Source organism: Mesorhizobium sp. RCC_202, from assembly GCF_041355295.1.
Classification (GTDB): domain Bacteria; phylum Pseudomonadota; class Alphaproteobacteria; order Rhizobiales; family Rhizobiaceae; genus Mesorhizobium.
Window position 1 is genome coordinate 18,402 of sequence record NZ_JBFUPO010000022.1, and the last position, 20,146, is coordinate 38,547.

At 63.1% G+C, this 20,146-nt stretch carries 17 protein-coding genes, 1 tRNA gene and 1 pseudogene; 15 read left to right on the forward strand and 4 right to left on the reverse strand.

What is annotated here, in order from left to right:
* Nucleotides 1-72: 72 nt before the first annotated feature.
* The 4 genes from AB6802_RS29830 to AB6802_RS29845 all read left to right on the forward strand — a co-directional run bounded on the left by AB6802_RS29830 (nt 73) and on the right by AB6802_RS29845 (nt 2,993).
* A tRNA-Glu gene (locus AB6802_RS29830) sits at nt 73-147 on the forward strand.
* 681 nt (nt 148-828) lie between these two features.
* Complete coding sequence (locus tag AB6802_RS29835; RefSeq protein ID WP_371013796.1) at nt 829-1,410, forward strand: VOC family protein; 582 nt, start codon at nt 829-831, stop codon at nt 1,408-1,410.
* A 25-nt stretch (nt 1,411-1,435) separates the two neighbouring features.
* Nucleotides 1,436-2,263 carry a glutathione S-transferase family protein gene (locus tag AB6802_RS29840; RefSeq protein WP_371013797.1) on the forward strand — a complete coding sequence of 276 codons (828 nt, stop codon included), beginning with the start codon at nt 1,436-1,438 and terminating at the stop codon, nt 2,261-2,263.
* Between the two features lie 361 nt (nt 2,264-2,624).
* Nucleotides 2,625-2,993: a hypothetical protein gene (locus AB6802_RS29845; protein ID WP_371013798.1), complete on the forward strand. Its 369-nt coding sequence runs from the start codon at nt 2,625-2,627 to the stop codon at nt 2,991-2,993.
* Nucleotides 2,994-3,012: 19 nt separating this feature from the next.
* Here AB6802_RS29845 and AB6802_RS29850 read toward each other — a convergent pair whose 3' ends face one another.
* Together AB6802_RS29850 and AB6802_RS29855 are read right to left on the reverse strand one after the other, a co-directional pair.
* Entirely contained in the window at nt 3,013-3,234 is a 222-nt protein-coding gene (locus AB6802_RS29850) for a hypothetical protein (protein WP_371013799.1), read from the reverse strand.
* Between the two features lie 111 nt (nt 3,235-3,345).
* The gene (locus AB6802_RS29855; protein ID WP_371013800.1) at nt 3,346-3,687 is read right to left on the reverse strand and encodes a hypothetical protein; all 342 of its coding nucleotides are present in this window, start codon (nt 3,685-3,687) and stop codon (nt 3,346-3,348) included.
* Between the two features lie 199 nt (nt 3,688-3,886).
* Here AB6802_RS29855 and AB6802_RS29860 point away from each other — a divergent pair, with 199 nt between their 5' ends.
* The 7 genes from AB6802_RS29860 to phoB all read left to right on the forward strand — a co-directional run bounded on the left by AB6802_RS29860 (nt 3,887) and on the right by phoB (nt 12,846).
* A complete protein-coding gene (locus AB6802_RS29860; RefSeq protein WP_371013801.1) occupies nt 3,887-7,159 on the forward strand; it encodes a response regulator in 3,273 nt (1,090 codons plus the stop codon).
* A gap of 494 nt (nt 7,160-7,653) precedes the next feature.
* Nucleotides 7,654-8,709 (forward strand): phosphate ABC transporter substrate-binding protein PstS, encoded by a 1,056-nt coding sequence (gene pstS / locus AB6802_RS29865; RefSeq protein WP_371013802.1) that lies wholly within the window; start codon nt 7,654-7,656, stop codon nt 8,707-8,709.
* A 65-nt stretch (nt 8,710-8,774) separates the two neighbouring features.
* The gene (pstC, locus tag AB6802_RS29870; RefSeq protein WP_371013803.1) at nt 8,775-9,758 is read left to right on the forward strand and encodes a phosphate ABC transporter permease subunit PstC; all 984 of its coding nucleotides are present in this window, start codon (nt 8,775-8,777) and stop codon (nt 9,756-9,758) included.
* A 3-nt stretch (nt 9,759-9,761) separates the two neighbouring features.
* The gene (gene pstA, locus AB6802_RS29875; protein ID WP_371013804.1) at nt 9,762-10,613 is read left to right on the forward strand and encodes a phosphate ABC transporter permease PstA; all 852 of its coding nucleotides are present in this window, start codon (nt 9,762-9,764) and stop codon (nt 10,611-10,613) included.
* Nucleotides 10,610-11,413: a phosphate ABC transporter ATP-binding protein PstB gene (gene pstB, locus AB6802_RS29880; RefSeq protein ID WP_371013805.1), complete on the forward strand. Its 804-nt coding sequence runs from the start codon at nt 10,610-10,612 to the stop codon at nt 11,411-11,413. The genes pstA and pstB overlap by 4 nt, the downstream gene beginning before the upstream one ends.
* 20 nt (nt 11,414-11,433) lie before the next feature.
* Nucleotides 11,434-12,141: a phosphate signaling complex protein PhoU gene (gene phoU / locus AB6802_RS29885; RefSeq protein ID WP_371013806.1), complete on the forward strand. Its 708-nt coding sequence runs from the start codon at nt 11,434-11,436 to the stop codon at nt 12,139-12,141.
* A gap of 15 nt (nt 12,142-12,156) precedes the next feature.
* Nucleotides 12,157-12,846 carry a phosphate regulon transcriptional regulator PhoB gene (gene phoB / locus AB6802_RS29890; RefSeq protein WP_371013807.1) on the forward strand — a complete coding sequence of 230 codons (690 nt, stop codon included), beginning with the start codon at nt 12,157-12,159 and terminating at the stop codon, nt 12,844-12,846.
* 162 nt (nt 12,847-13,008) lie between these two features.
* On the opposite strand, the gene AB6802_RS29895 is transcribed toward phoB, so the two are convergent.
* Nucleotides 13,009-14,244, reverse strand: a complete 1,236-nt coding sequence (locus tag AB6802_RS29895) for an ROK family protein (RefSeq protein WP_371013808.1) — start codon at nt 14,242-14,244, stop codon at nt 13,009-13,011.
* A 267-nt stretch (nt 14,245-14,511) separates the two neighbouring features.
* Between AB6802_RS29895 and xylF the strand changes: the two genes are divergently transcribed.
* The 4 genes and pseudogenes from xylF to AB6802_RS29915 all read left to right on the forward strand — a co-directional run bounded on the left by xylF (nt 14,512) and on the right by AB6802_RS29915 (nt 19,716).
* Nucleotides 14,512-15,552, forward strand: a complete 1,041-nt coding sequence (gene xylF, locus AB6802_RS29900) for a D-xylose ABC transporter substrate-binding protein (protein WP_371013809.1) — start codon at nt 14,512-14,514, stop codon at nt 15,550-15,552.
* 145 nt (nt 15,553-15,697) lie between these two features.
* Complete coding sequence (locus AB6802_RS29905) at nt 15,698-17,050, forward strand: sugar ABC transporter permease (protein ID WP_371013810.1); 1,353 nt, start codon at nt 15,698-15,700, stop codon at nt 17,048-17,050.
* 77 nt (nt 17,051-17,127) lie between these two features.
* Entirely contained in the window at nt 17,128-17,928 is an 801-nt protein-coding gene (locus tag AB6802_RS29910; protein WP_371013811.1) for an ATP-binding cassette domain-containing protein, read from the forward strand.
* 166 nt (nt 17,929-18,094) lie between these two features.
* A pseudogene (locus tag AB6802_RS29915) lies at nt 18,095-19,716 on the forward strand (CHASE domain-containing protein).
* A gap of 151 nt (nt 19,717-19,867) precedes the next feature.
* Here AB6802_RS29915 and AB6802_RS29920 read toward each other — a convergent pair.
* A complete protein-coding gene (locus AB6802_RS29920) occupies nt 19,868-20,113 on the reverse strand; it encodes a YMGG-like glycine zipper-containing protein (protein ID WP_371013812.1) in 246 nt (81 codons plus the stop codon).
* Nucleotides 20,114-20,146 lie beyond the last annotated feature (33 nt).

Sequence of the window (20,146 nt, forward strand, 5' to 3'; positions counted from 1 at the left end):
GCAAAGTCGGCGCGGCGTCCAAAACCCCGTTGCTTTTTGCCGGCCGCCAGCCTATGTAGCGCCTTCTTGAGCGCGCCCATCGTCTAGCGGTCAGGACACCGCCCTCTCACGGCGGGAACAGGGGTTCGATTCCCCTTGGGCGTACCAAGCATAGGCTCCTCCCACATTATCGGCAATTTTCAGGCAGCCGCCGTGTGGATTGCGTTTGATTGCGAGCGGCGGCGGCATCGGCGAAAACCCTGCAGATCCGTGTACCCCGATACACCCAATTTAAGTCAGGCCGCCACGCTTGAAAGCGTAGCAATCTCTGTTACTTGCGGTGCGGGGATAGCATCTGCGGCAACGCGGATTTGGGTCGGGTAGAGTAGGTAATGACCTCAGTGAAAATGACGTGCCCGCACTGCCACGGCAGCGGGAAAGTTTTCGATTGCTCCAGGTGGTGTGCGTCAAAAGGCCATTGCTGCCCGCAAGGAACACACCGGGCCGGTTGCCCGGGACAGACCATGGCGTGCGCCGAATGCGCGGGCCTGGGCACGATGGCCGACGCCGAGTTTAGAGCCGTTGCGTAGCAGACAGCTGCAGCCTTAAACGCCACCGATCTTTCACAGCCTTGTACCGGCGTCGCTTCTGGCGCGTCGCTGCCAATTGCACTAACATCCTGGTACGAAAGCCTTCCAAAGGGCTCGTTACGGCGCTGAGAACGCTGGGGAACAGACTGGGAAAAGCCGCCAGGCGTGCACATCCGCCGCGCACATGACGTGGGGCGATGGCATGACGTGGCAGCATCCAGGCTCGCCGAGATGGCGAGGGGTCGGCGAGGAGAGATCGATGCAGAAACTGCAGTCGCAGGGCGTCCATCACATCACGCTGGTCGGCGCGGGGCGCCAGACCTCCATCGATTTCTGGGAAGGCGTGCTCGGCATGCCGTTCATCTTCGAGCAGCCCAATCTCGACAAGGCGAGCGAAAGCCATCTCTATTTCGATCCGGGTGACGGAAGGCTGATCACCGTCTTCACCGATGAGAGCCGTGACTCGGTCAAGCGGCGCACGCCGACCGAAACGGGCTGCGTGCACCACATCGCGTTTTCGGTGTCGCGGGTGACCTTCCTGCAGGCTGTCGCCCGGCTCGACGAGCGCGGCATCAAACATAGCGGCGTCAAGGATCGCGGCTTCATGGATTCGATCTATTTCGAGGACCCGCTCGGGCTGCTGATCGAGCTCGCTTCGTATCGTTTCGAGCCGCCCGCCGGCTTTACCCATGCCGATGTCTTGATGGAGGCGCACAAGATCCGTGTCGCGCGCGGCGATTACAACATCGCCGAAGCGCACCTTGCCGACGCGATCCAGACGCTTGTCGAGCGTTCACGCGAGACATTGTCGCAGAGCAGGGCGCCGAGGAATCCATACTGACGGCAACAAAAAGGGGAGGACGACAATGGCAAAGACAGTGAAGAGCGCAAAGAAACCCGCGGCCAAGGCAATGCCGAAAGCTGCCGCAAAGCCAGCCGCGAAAGCCGCGGCAAAGCCCGCCGCCAAAAAGCTGGCGCCGAAGGCCAAGGCCACGAAAAAGCCGGCGCTGAAGCTCAGCATGCTGAAGCCCAGCGTCAACAACATGACCGTTCGCGTGTTTGCCCGCGCGGCCGGCTTCGACGCCGCCGAGACCGACGCCTGGGGAAGCACGCGTTCGCCCGAATATATGGCGCGCAACCCCGCGCATCTGACGCCGATGATCGAAGACAAGGGGCTGCCGCGCGGCGTGCTGTGGGAAAGCTGCGCCATCATGCAGTATCTCGCCAACAAGCACGGGCTGGAAAAATTCTATCCCAAGGCGCCGGCCAAGCGGGCGATGGTCGACAGCGCCATGTTCTACCTGATCGGCACGCTCTATCCCTATGTCGCTCGAGCCACCTATCCGGCGCTCGGCTTTCCGCATTATGCCGGCGAGGTCGGCCACAGCGACGCCCATCCGGACAAGAAGTCGGAAGCCCAGAAGGCAGCCATGGCGGCGATCGCCGAGCCGCTCGAGGTGTTCCACTCCTTCTTCAGGGATGGCAAACCGTTCATCGGCGGCAAGCATCCGTCGATCGCCGACATACGCCTGGCGTCGACACTCGAATTCCTGGCCGTCATCGACTACCCGCTGCCCAAATGGGCGAAGGAGTATGTGGCGGCGATCGAGAAGAAACTCGGCAAGGCCTACGCCGAGCCGGCCGGCGATGTGCGCGGCTACATCGCGTATGTGAGGTCGCAAGCCAAAGCCTGAGAAGCCGCCGTTAGGGATTCGTTTACCCAAACTCTGTCTACTGGTCCCAGTCCTCGCCGCGACCACGGATGTACTGGCGCCATGACGAGGCAAGGGAAAGGTCGGCTCCGTGCCGGCCTTTTGCTTTTCCAATGCATGTCGCCCAAAAGCGCACAGGGGTTTTGGGAGAACGACATGCATCAAACAAAGATTAAAGCGCGTCGCCTGAATGCGTTTTAACGCGACGCGCTTTCAGCCATCGCGCGGCAATCACGACAGTATGAATTTTGCCGACGCCGAACCGACTGAAATGCTATTGTCATACGCGTCGGCGATCGTACCATTGTTTTCGGTCGACGGGGAGAAAAGCGACGAGGACGCGATGACGAAAGCAATGAAATTCCCGGCGATCGCAGCAGCCGTGCTGACGATGTCCTTTCCCGCCGGAGCGGCAACGCTCAACACCATGAACGAGGTCGGCGCCGCCCTGCAGACCTGCTGGACACCGCCGGCCAATTCCGACAAATCCTCGGTGACGCTGAGCTTCAGCTTCAAGCGCGACGGCACGCTGATCGGGCCTCCGAAAGCTACCGCTATCCATGTCACGGGTGACGACAAGGCGCGCAAGGCCTATGTCGATGCGGCCACCAAAGCGCTAAACGACTGCCTGCCGGTCAGCTTTTCGCCTTCCCTGGCGCAGGGCGTTGCGGGCACCGTCTTTACCTTGCAGTTCAATTCGCCGAAGACATAACGAGCAACCGGCGCCTCGTTCACGTCACGGCGCGGCCGCGCCGTGCGCTGAGATGTTTTCCCAGTTCCGGCATCTCGAACACATAGTCGCTCCACGCCGATTCCGGGATTTGTCCGGCCAGATAGCATTCGAGCAGCAAGTTTTGTTCGGGTGTCAAATGCCTCGGCGCCCAGTCGTGGTCCAGCCCAAGCGAATGGATCAGGTTCCTGGTCAGGCCAGAGACAGTGAAGTGAATGGACATCTTCAGTCTCCCCTTGCACTGCGCTGGTTACGTCAGCCTCAACAACGCCGGGAATAGGCAAAAGGTTTCATGAACAGCGATCGATCACGCGGGCTTACCGCCTAAGGGCGATCAGTCGCACACGACGCGGAAACGCCGGCCCTGTTCGCCGACATTGCGGCAGGCAAGCGACTTTTCCGGTTCGGACGGATCCCCGGACAGTTGCGAGGCCATCGACGGCGTTGCCGGCCGGGAATACCTGCGAGCCGCTGGTCCAGGCGGCATATGCGGCGGCGGGGGAAAGACTTCCGATTCCAGTTGCCGGGAGGACGCCGTTCCCGGTGGAGTTTTGTCCCACACACGCCTGACGTCCATGCGACTGGGCACGATCACCGTGCCGTCGTCGCTGCGCACGCAGCCCGCCGCCGCAAGCAGCGCCGGACACAGGACAAAAGCCGCGATTCGACCAAACATTAGCAACCCCCAATACGTCTTATAGTACCTGATGTCCCGATCGCCAACGGACGGATTACCGCAGCCGGTGCCAGGACCGGAATTGCATTCAACGGCACCGGCTGCGCGTGGTTGCAAATCGTTAAGGTTAGCGGATCATTAATGCTTGTCGGGCACATTCCGCCGACGAACCCCGCGCGGTTCGGCGTAGGGGGTAGGGATGGCGGATACGGACGGGACTTCCGAAGCGCTCGGCAATCTTCGGATGATGGTCGATTCGATGCCGATCGGCGTCATCGTTCTCGATGCCGATCTGCGGACCGAGGTTGTCAACCGCGCCTTCTATGATTTCTGGAGCATTGATCCGCGCCGCGCCGCGGTGGGTTGCTCGTTCCGTGAGCTGATGGAGGCCAGCCGCGGCGCCGATCCCTACGGCGCCGACGAGGCGAACTGGCAACGTCACATCGCCCAGCGCGAAGCTGAAATCATCGTTGGCATCGCCAGTTCCAGGCAATTGCCACGCAGTGACGGCCGCACGCTTATCGCCTCGCTGGCGTCGCTTCCAGGCGGTAAACGGCTGATCTCCTATGTCGACATCACCGACATGAAACAGCGCGAGATGGAGGCGGAGGACGCGCGCAAGAACCTCGCCACCGTGTTGGAGTCGCTGCCGGCGGGCGTCATCATCTACGACCGCGACGACAAGTTCCTCTTCGCCAACCGCAAGCTGCAGGACACGCTGCCTGCGCTGAAGCCAGCCTGGCAGCCGGGCTGCAGCTTCCGCGAGGCGCTCGCTCTAGGCCATTCCGTGGGCTACTTCCGGTCGAGCGGCGACCCCGGAATCGACAAGCTGTACGGCGCCGATACCGAACGCTGGCTCGATGCCATGCTGGAACGCTACCGTCTGCCCAACTCGTCCTATGAGCGGGTCAACCCCGACGGCAGCTGGCACCAGGTCTATGACATGCGCACCAGCGACGGCACGTTCATCGGCGTGCGTGTCGACATCACCGGCATCAAGGCGCGCGAGAAGGCGCTGCGCGATTCCATGCGCCAGATCGACCTCTATCGCCACGTCATGGACGAACTGCCGGTGGCCGCGTTCATCAAGGCCGACGACCTCACCATCGAATTCGTCAATAAGGCCTGGTCCACGCTGACCGGCCTTGCCAAGGAAGATGTCATCGGCAAGACGGATCGCGAGCTGTTCGCCACCGACGAGGCCGACGGCTTCAGCAGCGACGACACCGAGGTGGTGGCGACCGGCGCCGGGCGCGAGGTCGAGGAGGCCGTCACCAGCCGCGACGGCACGGTGCGGCAATTGATGACGCGTAAAAGCCGGCTGGTGGCCATCGACGGCTCGGTCCATCTGGTCGGCTCCAGCACCGACATCACCGAGGTCAAGGCGCGCGAGCAGGCGCTCAAGGTAAGCATGAGCGAGAACGAGGTGTTTCGCAGCCTCATCGACAACGTGCCGGTGTCGATCTACGCCAAACGCTCGGATCTCAGGCAATTCTACGTCAACAAGGGCTGGTGCGATCTTACCGGCTTCAGCAAGGAAGAGGCGGTCGGCAAGACCGATGTCGAGATCTTCGGCGCCGACGGCGAAGCCTTTGTCGCCGGTGACCTTGCCGTGCTGCGCACCGGCGAGACGCAGGAGATCGAAGAGACCGTGACGATGCCCGACGGCAGCGTGCGGCACCAGTTCGCGCGCAAGGGCGCGATGATCGCCTCCGATGGCTCGCTCTATCTGATCGGCTCGACCACCGACATCACAGAGCTCAAGCAGCGCGAGGCCGAGCTTTCCGAAGCGCGCCAGCGCGCCGTTCTTGCCGATCGGGCCAAGTCGGAATTCCTGGCCAATATGAGCCACGAGATCCGCACGCCGATGAACGGGGTTCTTGGGATGGCCGAACTGCTCGCCAAATCCGAGCTCGACCCGAAGCAAAAGACGTTCACCGACATCATCGTGAAGTCGGGCAACGCGCTGCTCACCATCATCAACGACATCCTCGACTTCTCCAAGATCGACGCTGGTCAGCTCGTGCTCGACCCGGCGCCCTTCAACCTCGCCGAGGCGATCGAGGACGTGGCGACCCTGGTGTCGACGCGCGCCAAGGAAAAGGATCTCGAGCTCATCGTGCGCGTGCAGCCGGGGCTCGACGGTCAGTTCGTCGGCGACGTCGGCCGCATAAGGCAGATCGTCACCAACCTGCTCGGCAATGCGGTGAAATTCACCGATGAAGGCCACGTCCTGGTCGACGTCACCGGCGAGCGGGTCCCCGCGGGCACCAGGCTCACCATTTCGGTGACCGACACAGGCATCGGCATTGCGGAAGAGAAGCTGAAGCTGGTGTTCGAGAAGTTCAGCCAGGTCGACACCTCTTCGACAAGACGCCACGAAGGCACCGGGCTCGGCCTGGCCATCACCTCGCGGCTGGTCGAGCTGATGAAGGGCGAGATCGGTGTCGACAGCGCCGAGGGCAAAGGCTCTACCTTCTGGTTCAGCGTGACGCTGCCCAAGGCCGAACAGGGCGGACAGCGCATCATGCCGGTCGACGTCACCGGCGCGCGTGTGCTGATCGTCGACGACAATGCGGTCAACCGCTCGATCCTGAGCGAGCAGATGGCGTCGTGGACGTTCGATTCCTGCGCGGCCGAAAGCGGCGCCGAAGGGTTGAAGGTGCTGATTGCCGCCGCCGCCTATGGCGTGCCGGTCGATTGTGTGGTTCTCGACTATCAGATGCCCGGCATGACCGGGGCCGAGATGGCGCGCATCGTGCGCAACACGGCGGGCCTGGCGCATACCCCGATCATCATGCTGACGTCGGTCGACCAGTCGCTCTCCAACACCGGCTATCGCGACCTCGGCATCGACGCGCAGCTGATCAAGCCGGCGCGCTCCTCCATCCTGCTCGAGACGCTGGTCGCCACCATCCAGCGCCACCGTCACAGCGCGGCGGTTCAGCCGCCGGTGACCGTCAGCGCCGATGCCGGCGTGGCGGCGCCGGCCGTCCGGTCCTCAGTCTCGGATCGCGCCATGCTGCAGCCGCCGCCGGCGCGCGCGCGCCCAAGGCCGGCCGGTGACGAGCGCGGGCTCGACATCCTCGTTGCCGAGGACAACGAAGTGAACCAGCTGGTGTTCACCCAGATCCTCGGCGAGACCGGCTACCGCTTCGAAATCGTCGGCAATGGCCGCAAGGCGCTCGATGCCTTCGGCAAGCTCAATCCGCGCATGATCCTGATGGATGTGTCGATGCCGGAAATGAACGGATTGGAGGCGACGGGCGCCATTCGCCGGCTGGAAGAGGAGATGGGCACCCATGTGCCGATCGTCGGCGTCACCGCGCATGCGCTGAAAGGCGACCGCGAACGCTGTATCGAGGCCGGCATGGACGATTACCTGCCGAAGCCGATCAGCCCGCGGGCACTGCTCGAAAAGCTCGAGCGCTGGTTGGGCACGGACGCCGAAATCCGGCGCAACGCCGGCTGACAGGATGCTTTTTAAAGGTCGGCGTTGCACTCGAAGTTGACGTATACGTATGGTGCGATCGCACCATATCAAACATGCGCCAAGTCCGGACAATGGTCGTAATTGATTCCGCCCTTCGGTTACGGGCGGGGGCAGCGACCGCCAAACAAGAAACAGCGTCAAATCTACCCCAACGGACCTGTTTTCGGCGATGGCCATGCCATGATCCGCTCTGGCATTCAGGCAACGCACTCTCGTCCGGATTTTATTTCCCGGCGGCCGCAACCAGGCCGCCGGGATAAATTTTGGCCCAAAAGTCAGACAAGTCGCTGATTCCGGCGACAAACTCCCGCCGCCCGTCAAAGGCCGCGAAAGGCTTGTTCGGACAGGCCTGTCCAGCCGTTACCGGGCTGACATGAAACTGTCATGCGACTGTTATAATCGAAGGCTATGCCCCTCCCGGGCGCCGACAGAAATGGTGCCGAGAGACCATCTTCCGAACAGGAGCAGGCCATATGAGACATTTCATCCGCTCGGCGGCCGTTGCGATTGCAATGGCTGCGGCATCCACCGTTACGCTCACCGCGGCCATGGCCGCTGATCTTTCCGGCGCCGGCTCGACCTTCATCTATCCGGTGTTCGCCAAATGGGCCGACACCTACAAGAAGGACACCGGCACCGGCCTCAACTATCAGTCGATCGGCTCCGGCGGCGGCATCAAGCAGGTCATAGCCAAGACCGTGACCTTCGGCGCCACCGACAAGCCGATGTCCGACGCCGACCTCGAAAAGAACGGCCTCGTGCAGTTCCCGATGGTGATGGGCGGCATCGTGCCGATCGTCAACCTCCAGGGCGTGAAGCCGGGCGAACTCGTGCTCGACGGCAAGACGCTGGCCCAGATCTATCTCGGCGCCATCACCACCTGGGATGACGCCGCGATCAAGGCGCTGAACCCGAACCTCACCCTGCCGTCGACCGCGATTGCCGTCGTCCACCGTTCGGATGGCTCGGGCACCACCTTCAACTTCACCAACTATCTGGTGAAGCTCTCGCCGGACTGGAAGGACAAGGTCGGTTCGGACACCGCCGTCGAATGGCCCACGGGCGTCGGCGCCAAGGGTTCGGAAGGCGTCGCCAACACCGTCAAGCAGACCGACGGCGGCATCGGCTACGTCGAATACGCCTACGCCAAGCAGAACAGCCTTTCCTACTCCAAGCTGGTGAATGCCGCCGGCAAGGTGGTCGAGCCGTCGCTCGAGTCGTTTGGCGCGGCTGCTTCGAATGCCGATTTCAAGAATGCCAAGAACTTCAACGTCATCATCACCAACGAGCCCGGCGACACCACCTGGCCGATCGCCGCCTCGACCTGGGTGCTGATCCATAAGACCCCGGATGACGCCGCCGCCACCGGCGAGGCACTTAAGTTCTTCGCCTGGGCCTACAAGGACGGCAAGGAAACCGCCAAGGCGCTCGACTATGTGTCGATCCCCGACAGCGTTGTCGATCTGATCAAGACCTCGTGGAAGGCCGACATCCAGGCCGACGGCAAGCCCGTCTACGCTGGCGAGTAAGACCATCGAAGGAGCGCCGTACCCGCGGCGCTCCTTTCCTCCTCGAGCCAAAGAGCAGACTTGACATGAGTGCTGTCCAGGAAGCCATGCCGGCCGGCCGCGGTTCGCGCGATGCCACGGTCAGGCGCTTCGCCCTCACCGATGCGATCTTCAGCGGGTTGACCAAGGCCGCAGCGATACTGGTCCTGGTGCTGCTCGGCGGCGTCGCCGTGTCGCTGGTTGCCGGCTCGTGGCCGGCGCTTTCCACTTTCGGCTTCTCCTTCGTGACCTCGGAGTCCTGGAACCCGGTCACGGAGAAATTCGGCGCGCTCGCGCCTATCTACGGCACCATCGTCACGTCGGCGATCGCCATCATCGTCGCAGTGCCGCTCGGCATCGGCATCGCCATTTTTCTCACCGAACTTTGCCCACGTCCGCTGCGGCGCCCGATCGGCATGGCGGTGGAACTGCTGGCCGGTATTCCCTCGATCATCTACGGCATCTGGGGCCTGTTCGTGCTGGCGCCGTTCCTGCAGACGACGGTGCAGCCCTTTATCATCTGGCTGTTCCACGGCGTTCCCGGCCTCAACAGCCTGTTTGCCGGTCCGCCTTACGGCATCGGCCTGCTGACGTCCTCGCTTATCCTGGCCATCATGGTGCTGCCCTTCATCACCTCGATCACCAAGGACGTGTTCGACACGGTGCCGGCGGTTCTCAAGGAATCGGCCTATGGCATCGGCTGCACGACCTGGGAAGTGACGCGGCGCGTGGTTATTCCCTATACCCGCGTCGGCATCATGGGCGGCGTCATGCTCGGCCTCGGCCGCGCGCTCGGCGAAACCATGGCTGTCACCTTTGTCATCGGCAATGCGCACCGCATCAGCGCCTCGCTGTTTGCGCCGGCAACGACCATCTCGGCGACCATCGCCAACGAATTCACCGAAGCTGTCGGCGACCTCTACACCTCGTCGCTGGTGGCGCTCGGCCTTCTCCTCTTCCTCATCACCTTCGTCATCCTTGCCATCGCACGCTACATGCTGCTGCGTATCGATAGCCGCGCGGGAGCCTGATCCATGTCGACAGCCTCGTCCCTCCACCAGAGCCGCAAGCGCAGGAACGGCGTGATGATGGCGCTGTGCGTCATCGCCGCCGGCATCGGTCTCGCCTGGCTGGCGCTGATCCTCGGCGCGCTGCTCTACAAGGGCCTGTCCGGCGTATCGCTGGCGGTGTTCACCGAGATGACACCGCCGCCCGGCGATGCCGGCGGCCTGCTCAACGCCATCTACGGCAGCATCGTGATGACCATCATCGGCATTCTCGTCGGCACGCCGATCGGCGTTCTGGCCGGCACCTACATGGCCGAGTATGGGCGGTTCTCGAAGCTGACCACCGTGGTGCGTTTCATCAACGACATCCTTTTGTCGGCGCCTTCGATCATCGTCGGCCTGTTCGTCTATGAGCTGATGGTGCGGCCGATGGGCCATTTCTCGGCGATCGCCGGCGCCGTCGCGCTGTCGATCCTGGTGATCCCCGTCGTGGTGCGCACCACCGAGGACATGCTGAACCTTGTGCCCAACGCGCTGCGCGAGGCAGGCACCGCCATCGGCGCGCCGCGCTGGGTGGTCATCCGCTCGGTCGCCTATCGCGCGGCAATGTCGGGTATCGTCACCGGCATCCTGCTGGCGATCGCCCGCATCTCCGGCGAGACAGCACCCCTGCTCTTCACCGCGCTCAACAACCAGTTCTGGTCGAGCAATCTCAATGCCCCGATGGCCAGCCTGCCGGTGACCATCTTCCAGTTCGCGCTCAGCCCCTATGAGGAATGGCAGCAACTGGCCTGGACGGGCGCACTCATAATCACCCTGACGGTTCTCGCGCTGAGCATTGTTGCCCGCAGCCTGACCGGACGCAGAGAGGACAGATGAAACCGATGTTGTCCACCGATCTGAACGCAGTCGACACGACCGTCGAGAAGGCCAAGATCGAGGTCAAGGACCTCAACTTCTACTATGGCCAGTCGAAGGCGCTGAAGAACATCAACCTGTCGTTGCCCGAGCGCAGCGTCACCGCCTTCATCGGCCCGTCGGGCTGCGGCAAGTCGACGCTGCTGCGCGTCTTGAACCGCATCTACGAGCTCTATCCGAAGCAGAGCGCGGAAGGGCAGGTGCTGCTCGACGGCAAGAACATCCTCGATCGCTCGCAGGACTTGAACCTGCTTCGCACCAAGATCGGCATGGTGTTCCAGAAACCGACGCCGTTCCCCATGTCGATCTATGAGAACATCGCCTTCGGCGTCAGGCTGTATGAGAAGATCAGCAAGGCCGAGATGGACAACCGCGTCGAGCTGGCGCTGAAGCGCGCGGCGCTGTGGAACGAGGTCAAGGACAAGCTCAACGCGAGCGGCCTCAGCCTCTCCGGCGGCCAGCAGCAGCGCCTGTGCATCGCCCGCACGGTGGCGGTGAAGCCCGAGGTCATCCTGCTCGACGAGCCGGCCTCGGCGCTCGACCCGCTGTCGACCGCCAAGATCGAGGAACTGATCGACGAGTTGCAGGCCGAGTATACGATCGTCATCGTCACCCACAACATGCAGCAGGCGGCGCGCGTGTCGCGGCAGACGGCGTTCATGTATCTGGGCGAGCTGATCGAGTTCGACCGTACCGAGAAGATCTTCACCTCGCCGCGTGAGAAGCGCACGCAGGATTACATCACCGGCCGCTTCGGCTGAGTTCATACGAGGACATCATTATGGCCGAACATACCGTCGCTTCCTTCGACGAGGATCTGAGGCAGATAAGCCGGCTGATCATCGATATGGGCGATCTTGCCGGTTCCATGGTCGGTGCTTCGACCAGGGCCCTGCTTGAATCCGACAACGCGATGGCGCAGCGTGTCGTCTCCGACGATGCGATCATGGACGCGCGGCAGCGCGAACTGGACGACCGCGCCATAACGCTGATTGCCAAGCGCCAGCCGATGGCCGACGACCTGCGCAGCGTTGTCGGCGCTATCCGCATGGCCGGCGACCTCGAGCGCATCGGCGATCTCGCCAAGAACATCGCCAAGCGAGTCGGCTCCGTCGGCGTCAGCGCCGCGCCACGCGACCTCTCGCATTCGATCGACGGCATGGCGCAGATGGTGCTGATCCAGGTCCAGGCCGTTATCCAGGAATATACGGCTGGCGATGCCACTGCGCTCGCCAAGCTTCGCAACGACGACGAGCGCATCGACGTCAAATACACCTCCGTCTTCCGCGAGCTCCTGACCTATATGATGGAAGATCCGCGCAACATCACCGCTTGCACGCACCTCTTGTTCTGCGCCAAGAACCTGGAGCGTATCGGCGACCACGTGACCAACATCGCCGAAAACGCTTATTATGTCCTGACCGGCACGCAATTGCCCGCCAACCGTCCGAAGCAGGACGAGACGGCGATGCCAGCACCGGCGGCCTGACGAAAAGGTTACCCAATGATCGCGCCACGCATCATGGTGGTGGAGGATGAGGAGCCGCTAGGGGTGCTGCTCCGCTACAACCTCGAATCCGAAGGTTATCACGTCGAGGTGGTGAGCCGCGGCGACGAGGCCGAGATCCGCCTGCAAGAGAATGTGCCAGACCTGCTCGTCCTCGACTGGATGGTGCCGGCGGTTTCCGGCATCGAGCTTTGCCGCCGGCTCAGGATGCGGCCGGAGACCGAGCGGCTGCCGATCATCATGCTGACCGCGCGCGGCGAGGAAAGCGACCGCGTGCGGGGCCTCTCCACCGGCGCCGACGATTATCTGGTCAAGCCGTTCTCGACGCCGGAATTCATGGCCCGTGTGAAGGCGTTGCTGCGGCGCGCCAAGCCGGAAGTGCTGTCCAGCGTGCTCAAGGTCGGCGACATCGTGCTCGATCGTGAATCGCACCGCGTCTATCGCAAGAAGAGCGAGATCCGGCTCGGGCCGACCGAGTTCCGGCTGCTCGAATTCATGATGCGTCACCCCGGCCGCGTGTTCTCGCGCAGCCAGTTGCTCGACAATGTCTGGGGCGAGACGATCTACATCGACGAACGCACGGTCGACGTGCATGTCGGCCGCCTGCGCAAGGCGGTCAACAATGGCCGCATGCCGGACGTCATTAGAACCATACGCGGGGCGGGCTACGCGATCAGGGAAGACTAGGGGATATGCTGATATTCAGGTGAGGCCGGCCTGCGAATGGCAGCTTCCTGCGCTTCCGGTACTCACGTACCTAAAGTACGCTCCGTTCCGGTTCTCGGAACCTACCATTCTCGACTCGGCCTGACCTGAATCTCAGCATATCCCCGCGCCTGCACTCGCGCCCTATGCGACGTGCTTGCCTGCCCGCGCCTGCCCGCCCGGCGCGAAGATCTCCTGGTCGACGAAGGTCAGCGCGCGCATGGCGCAGCCTTCGCGGATCAGCGGCAATTCGTTGGGCTCGGTGTCGAAGGAAATCGACCTGGAATGCTGGCCGCCGGCGGTCTGGGCGATCGTCTCACGCAGGGCGGGCTCGATCAGGTCGAAAGCGGCGGCGCTGACGCCGACCATGGCGACAGGCGCCGGATCGATCAGCGCGAACAGGCTGCCGAGACCGAAGCCAAGCGCTTCGCCGGCGCGCCGGTAGGCTTCACGTTCCGGACCGTCCTCGAGCCGCGCCTTTGCCGCGAGCGCCCGCATTTCGGGGTCGCCGACATCGGTCGGCTCGGCGTCTTCGCTCGCTCCCATGGCGGCGCGCCAGATGGCATAGTTGCCGGCATAGGCTTCGACGCAACCGCGCCGGCCGCAGCGGCAGAGCGCGCCGCCGGGACGGTGGATCATGTGGCCGAACTCGCCGCCGGAGGAATGCGTGCCGGTGAACAATTCACCCTTCAGCACCAAGCCCATGCCGATGCCATGCGATAAAAGGATAGCGATGAAATTGTCGCGGTAGCGGGCCGGGTCACGCCACTGCAGGGCGATGGCCATCATGTTGCAGTCGTTCTCCATGGTCGCGGGAATGCCGAATTCCTTTTCCAGAATGTCGGCAAAGGCAATGTCGGTCAGCGGCGTGATCGGCGACCACAGCATGGCGCGGGCGTGGGAATCGGTGATGCCTTGAATGCCCATGGCGATGCGGGCGACGCTGCCGACATCAAGGTCGGGGTCTTCCAGCCTGCGCCGCACGATTGCCACGCATTCGCCGACCAGCTCGTCGCGCGGCATGGTCAGCGTGTCGACCCGCCGCTGTTCCTCGGCAACGACATGGCCGGAATAGTCGATGACGGCGACGGAGAGGAAATTCAGCGACAGCACCACCGTTACCACGGCCGCCGCCTCGGGGCTCAGCGCCAGGCCGATCTGTGGCCGGCCGCGTTTCAGCGATGTGGTTTCGCTGGCCTTGCTTTCGGTCAGGATGCCTTCGCCGATCAGGTCGGAGGAGATCGCCGAAATGGTGGAGTGGCTCAGCCCGGTGGTGGCGGCGATCTCGGTTCGTGACGGCTGGCCGGCCCTGCGCACAGCCGAGATCACCATGGCGCGGTTGCGCCGGCGCAGGTCGTCGTGGCGGATCCCGACCGACATCGTTCTCTCAATCCTCCCGGTCATCGCGGCCTTGTGATCATGCCATGGGCCGTCGTTGACGCGCTAGGGATAGTGGCAGAAGCGCGAAGTCGTGTCATTATTTATTGCGGGCCTCGAAAAAATTAGCATGCGCCATCAGATCCCATCAGAATCGCTGTTGACAGCACCTCATCGCTGCATCAGTATTTTTTTGAGGCTCGAAAAAAAGGGCCTTTGTGCCGGCCTTCGGGCTAGTCTGGTCGCGCCGCACGGCGCAGGGAGGATATTATGAAGAAATTCACAGCCGCCATTCTGGCGGGTGTCGCCATGTCGCTGACGCTGGCGTCGGTCGCCGAGGCGAAGGACAAGGTGATCGGCGTTTCGTGGTCCAACTTCCAGGAAGAGCGCTGGAAGACCGACGAAGCCGCGATGAAGGCAGCGATCGAAGCCGCCGGCGACAAGTACATTTCGGCCGACGCGCAGTCCAATCCGGGCAAGCAGCTGACCGACGTCGAAAGCCTGATCTCGCAGGGTGCCAACTCGCTGATCATCCTGGCGCAGGATGCCTCCGCCATCGGCCCGGCGGTGCAGAAGGCTCTGGACGAAGGCATTCCGGTCGTCGGCTACGACCGCCTGATCGAGAACAAGGACGTCTTCTACCTGACCTTCGACAACAAGGAAGTGGGCCGCATGCAGGCTCGCGAAGTGTTCAAGGCGAAGCCCGAAGGCAATTATGTCTTCATCAAGGGCTCGGGCTCCGACCCGAACGCCGACTTCCTGTTCTCGGGTTCGATGGAAGTGCTGAAGGCGGCTATCGACTCGGGCAAGATCAAGAATGTCGGCGAAGCCTATACGGACGGCTGGCTGCCGGCCAACGCGCAGAAGAACATGGAACAGTTCCTGACCGCCAACGACAACAAGGTCGACGCGGTCGTCGCGGCCAATGACGGCACTGCCGGCGGCGTCGTCGCGGCGCTGACGGCGCAGGGTCTCGCCGGCACCGTGCCGGTCTCGGGCCAGGATGGCGACCACGCCGCGCTGAACCGCATCGCGCTCGGCACGCAGACCGTGTCGGTGTGGAAGGACGCGCGCGAACTCGGCAAGAACGCCGCCGAGATCGCGTCGCAGCTGGCCGGCGGCAAGAAGATGACCGACATCGCCGGTGTGAAGGACTTCACGACGCCCGGCGGCAACACCGTCAAGTCGCTGTTCCTGACCCCGGTCGCCATCACCAAGGACAATCTCAACGTCGTCATCGACGCCGGCTGGATCAAGAAGGACGAAGTCTGCGCGGGCGTCGCCGCCGGCAGCGTCGCGGCCTGCAAGTAAGTTTGCCGACGTTCGATCAAATCCTGGCGCCGCGGCCTGAAAGCCGCGGCGTTTTCTCAAAGATTTGTGTTTCCGCTTCACGCGGATAGCTTCTAGGCTCGGTTCCGGCATCCGCGTCAGACGGGCAAGCCGGCGGGAGGAAATCATGACCGACACGACGTCCAACCCCCAGGCGGACACGGCGCGCGCGTCGGAACTCGGCATGCTTGCCCGGTTCCTCAAGGCGACCGAGATCGACACCCGCATGCTCGGCATGGTCGGTGCCCTTTTGATCATCTGGATCGGGCTGCATGTCATTTCCAGCCTGCGCCTCGGCGTCAATCCGCTCGATTTCGACAGCCGCACTTTTCTCACGCCACGCAATCTGTGGAACCTGTCGGTGCAGACATCCGCCGTCGCCATCATGGCGTCGGGCATGGTGCTGGTCATCGTCATGCGCAACATCGACCTGTCCGTCGGCTCCGCCGAAGGCGTGATCGGCATGATCATGGGCTTTGCGCAAGTGCATTTCCTGGTCCGGTTCGTCGGGCTCGGACTCGGCAATCCGTGGATATGGGTCCTGGCGCTGCTCATCGGCCTTGCGCTCGGGCTGCTGATCGGAGCCTTCCAGGGTTTCATCATCGCCTATCTCGAAGTGCCGGCTTTCATCGTCACGCTGGGCGGCCTGCTGATCTGGCGCGGCGCCGCGTGGTGGGTCACCAGCGGCCAGACCGTTGCGCCGCTCGATGCGACATTCCAGCTGATGGGCGGCGGGCCGGCCGGATCGATCGGCGCAACATGGAGCTGGGTCGTCGGCATCGTCGCTTGCCTCGCCGTGGTGTTCGCGCTGTCCAACGGCCGCGTGCAGCGCAAGCGTTTCCGCTTCCCGCTGCGTCCGATCTGGGCCGAGACGCTGCTCGGCGCGGTCACCTGCGCGGTTATCATGGGCGCGGTGTGGCTCGCCAATTCCTACCCCTGGCCGGTCGGCATCGTGAACCGCTATGCCGCCGCCAACAACATCACCGTGCCCGAGGGCGGCCTGTTCATCGCGCATGGCATCGCGATCCCGGTGCTGATGGCGATCGCCGTCGGACTGATCATGACCTTCGTCAGCAACCGAACCCGTTTCGGCCGCTATGTCTTTGCCATCGGCGGCAATCCGGAGGCCGCCAACCTTGCCGGCATCAACACGCGCTGGATCACCATGAAAGTGTTCATGATCATGGGCGTGCTGGCCACAATCGCGGCGGCGATCTCGTCGGCCCGGCAGAACTCGTCCACCAACGTGCTTGGAACGCTCGATGAGCTGCTGGTCATAGCCGCGGCCGTCATCGGCGGCACGTCGCTCGCCGGCGGCTCGGGAACGATCATCGGCGCCATGCTCGGCGCCCTTTTGATGCAATCGCTGCAGTCCGGCATGGTGCTGCTCGGTGTCGACTCGCCGCTGCAAAGCATCGTCGTCGGCGCCGTGCTGGTCATCGCGGTGTGGCTCGACACCATGTATCGCAAGCGCGTCTGAGCATGATCCCGAAAAGTGGACCCCGGTTTTCGGACAAGATCATGCTCGAGCATAATTTTTAGGGAGGAGAACGTCTCATGGCTGAACAAACCGCTCCCGCAGGCGTGCCGCTGGTCGACATGCGCAACGTCTCGATCGCCTTCGGCGGCATCCGCGCCGTCGACGACGCGTCCGTCGATCTCTTTCCCGGGGAAGTGATGGCGCTGCTCGGTCACAACGGCGCCGGCAAGTCGACGCTGATCAAGATCCTGTCCGGCGCCTACAAACGCGATGCTGGCCAGATCTTCATCAACGGCGAGGAGGCTTCGATCTCCAATCCGCGTGACGCCAAGAAATACGGCGTCGAGACGATCTACCAGACGCTGGCGCTGGCCGACAACGTCGATGCCGCAGCCAACCTCTTCCTCGGGCGTGAGCTGATGACGGCCTGGGGGACGCTCGATGACGTCGCCATGGAGGCCGAGGCACGCAAGGTCATGGGCCGGCTCAACCCGCGCTTCCAGCGCTTCAAGGAGCCGGTGGTGAAGCTGTCGGGCGGCCAGCGGCAATCCGTGGCGATCGCGCGCGCCATCCTGTTCAATGCCCGCATCCTGATCATGGACGAGCCGACCGCTGCGCTCGGGCCGCAAGAGACGGCGCAGGTCGGCGAGCTGGTCAAGCAGCTCAAGGCCGACGGCATCGGCATCTTCCTGATCAGCCACGACATCCATGACGTGTTCGAGCTCGCCGACCGGGTCTGCGTGATGAAGAACGGTCAGGTGGTCGGCACCGCCCGCACCAGCGACGTCACTCAGGACGAGGTGCTTGGCATGATCATCCTCGGCAAAGTTCCGCCTGGCGCCATTCCTGGTCCCGGCGCGCTGAAAATCGCCGCGTAGCGAGCTGAAGACAGCCGCATTAGCGAGCTGAAGGCAGCCGCATAGCGATAAGTTAGCCGGCTACTTTTCAGCGTGCAGATAGGCCAGGCGCCGAGATGGTTTGACCCCGCCATTGTGTTGTTGGCCGGACTTGCCCATAAAGGCCCGACCTTTCTGGACTCGGCTGTTGAAAAGATTCTTCCCTATCGTCGCGTTCATCGCCGTCGCGCTGATCAGCCTCACGATGGCGGGGTTTGCCTATTTCGCGACGCAGGAAGCGGCGCGGATCAAGTTCGAGGGCACCGCCGACGACGCGCTCAACCGCATCGAAAGCCGCATCGACCTGCATCTGTCGCTGCTGCGTTCGACGCAGGCGCTGTTCGATGCCCGCAATGGCGATATCACGCGCGGCGAATTCAAGGCCTTCTTCACCGCGCTCGATATCGAAGACAATTTCGCGGGCCTGCGCGGCATCGGCTTCCTCAGGCTCGCCAAGACCGGCGACGAGGCGGCGGTCGAACGCGACATCCTGCACGATCATGGCTCCGCCCACCCGATCTTTCCCGCCACCACCGAACAATGGCGCACGCCGATCGTGCTGTTCGAGCCGCTCGATACGTCCAACCAGTCGATCCTCGGCTTTGACATGTTCAGCGAGCCGGTCCGGCGGGCGGCGATCGAAAAGGCAATGGGCGACGACCAGCAGCATGCGAGCGGCCTGGTCCAGCTTGGCCAGGGCGTCGGCGTGACGCAAACTTTCACGGGATTCCTGGTTTTCGTGCGGCTGAACGTGGAGACCGCTCCCGACGTCATCAACGCAAGCCGCTCCTCCACCGCCGGCTTTCTTTATGCTGCGTTCCGGGCCAGCGACCTGTTCCAGGTCGCGCTCAGCCGATCACCCCTGCTGCCGGTCAATGTCGAGGTTTATGACGGCAAACCAGAGGCGGGTAAGCTGCTGTTCCGGTCGGAGGCACCACCGGTCGAAGCCATCGGCGGAAAGCTTGTGGCGCGGCGCGATATTGTCGTGGCCGGTCGGCCGTGGACCCTGCTTTTCCGGCCAACAAGCGCCTTCTCTGCGCCGTCCTCGCGCTTCATCCCTGTGATGCTCGGGCTGCTGGGCCTGCTGCTTGCTGGCACCATCGCCCTGGTGGCGCGCTATCAGGAGCGCGCCTATGACGCAAAATCGGCGCTGCACGAGGCGACCGAGAAGAGCCTGCTGGAAAAGGACCTGATCCTGCAGGAGATGAAGCATCGTATCAAGAATTCGATCACGCGCGTGCTGGCGATCGCGCGCCAGACGGCCTCCCATGCCACCGATGTGAAGGAGTTTTCAGGTCATTCTCGGCGCGTCTCCAGGCGATGGCGGCCTCGCAGGACATGCTGACGCGCTCGCGCTGGCAGAAGGCGGACCTGGGCGATCTGCTGCGCATCGAGCTCGGGCAGGTGTTCGGCAAGGATCTTCCAGAAGGGGTATTGTCCGGGGCGCAGGTACTGCTCGACGAGACGACGACGCAGGCGCTCGGACTGACCTTCCATGAACTCGCGACCAACGCGCTGAAATACGGCGAAGCCGGTAACGCCGTCGGTGCGCTCAAGGTGGACTGGCGGGTTGAAGGCCGGGACAAAGAGCGCCTATTGGTGCTCAACTGGCGCGAGGCAGGGCAGAAAAACCTTGAGGCGCCGACCAAGACCGGTTTCGGCACCAAGCTGATCGACCTCAACGTCACGCGCGAATTGCGCGGCACGATCAAGCGCGATTTTCAGGCCGACGGGCTGACAGTGGAGATCAGAATTCCGCTGAGCGGCTGAGCTCTAACTCTTTGACGCAATTCTGGACGGAAAACCGATCACACTTTTCCTGGAATTGCTCTGGAGAACCCGATGGTGGGCGAAAAGGCTCGAATCAAAAGGAAAGGCTCGAGGGTCGGCAACCGTCCCTCGAGCCTTTCCCGATGCTGAATTAATTGCAGCGAGCCCAGTGGATCGTACCGTCACGGCGGCGATACTTGCAGCGGCCAGTCTGCACGTTACGGTACAACAAACCAGAGCCGGCTCCGACAGCCGCGCCGACCAGCGCACCCTTGCCGCCGCCGACCAGGCCGCCGATGCCGGCGCCGATCAGGCCGCCGCCGACGACGTCCTGCTCGGTGCTGGTGCAGCCGCTGACAGCGACCACGGCAACCATCGCAATCATCATTTTCCGCATAGAATTGCTCCTCACTTTTGTCCTCACTTTTGG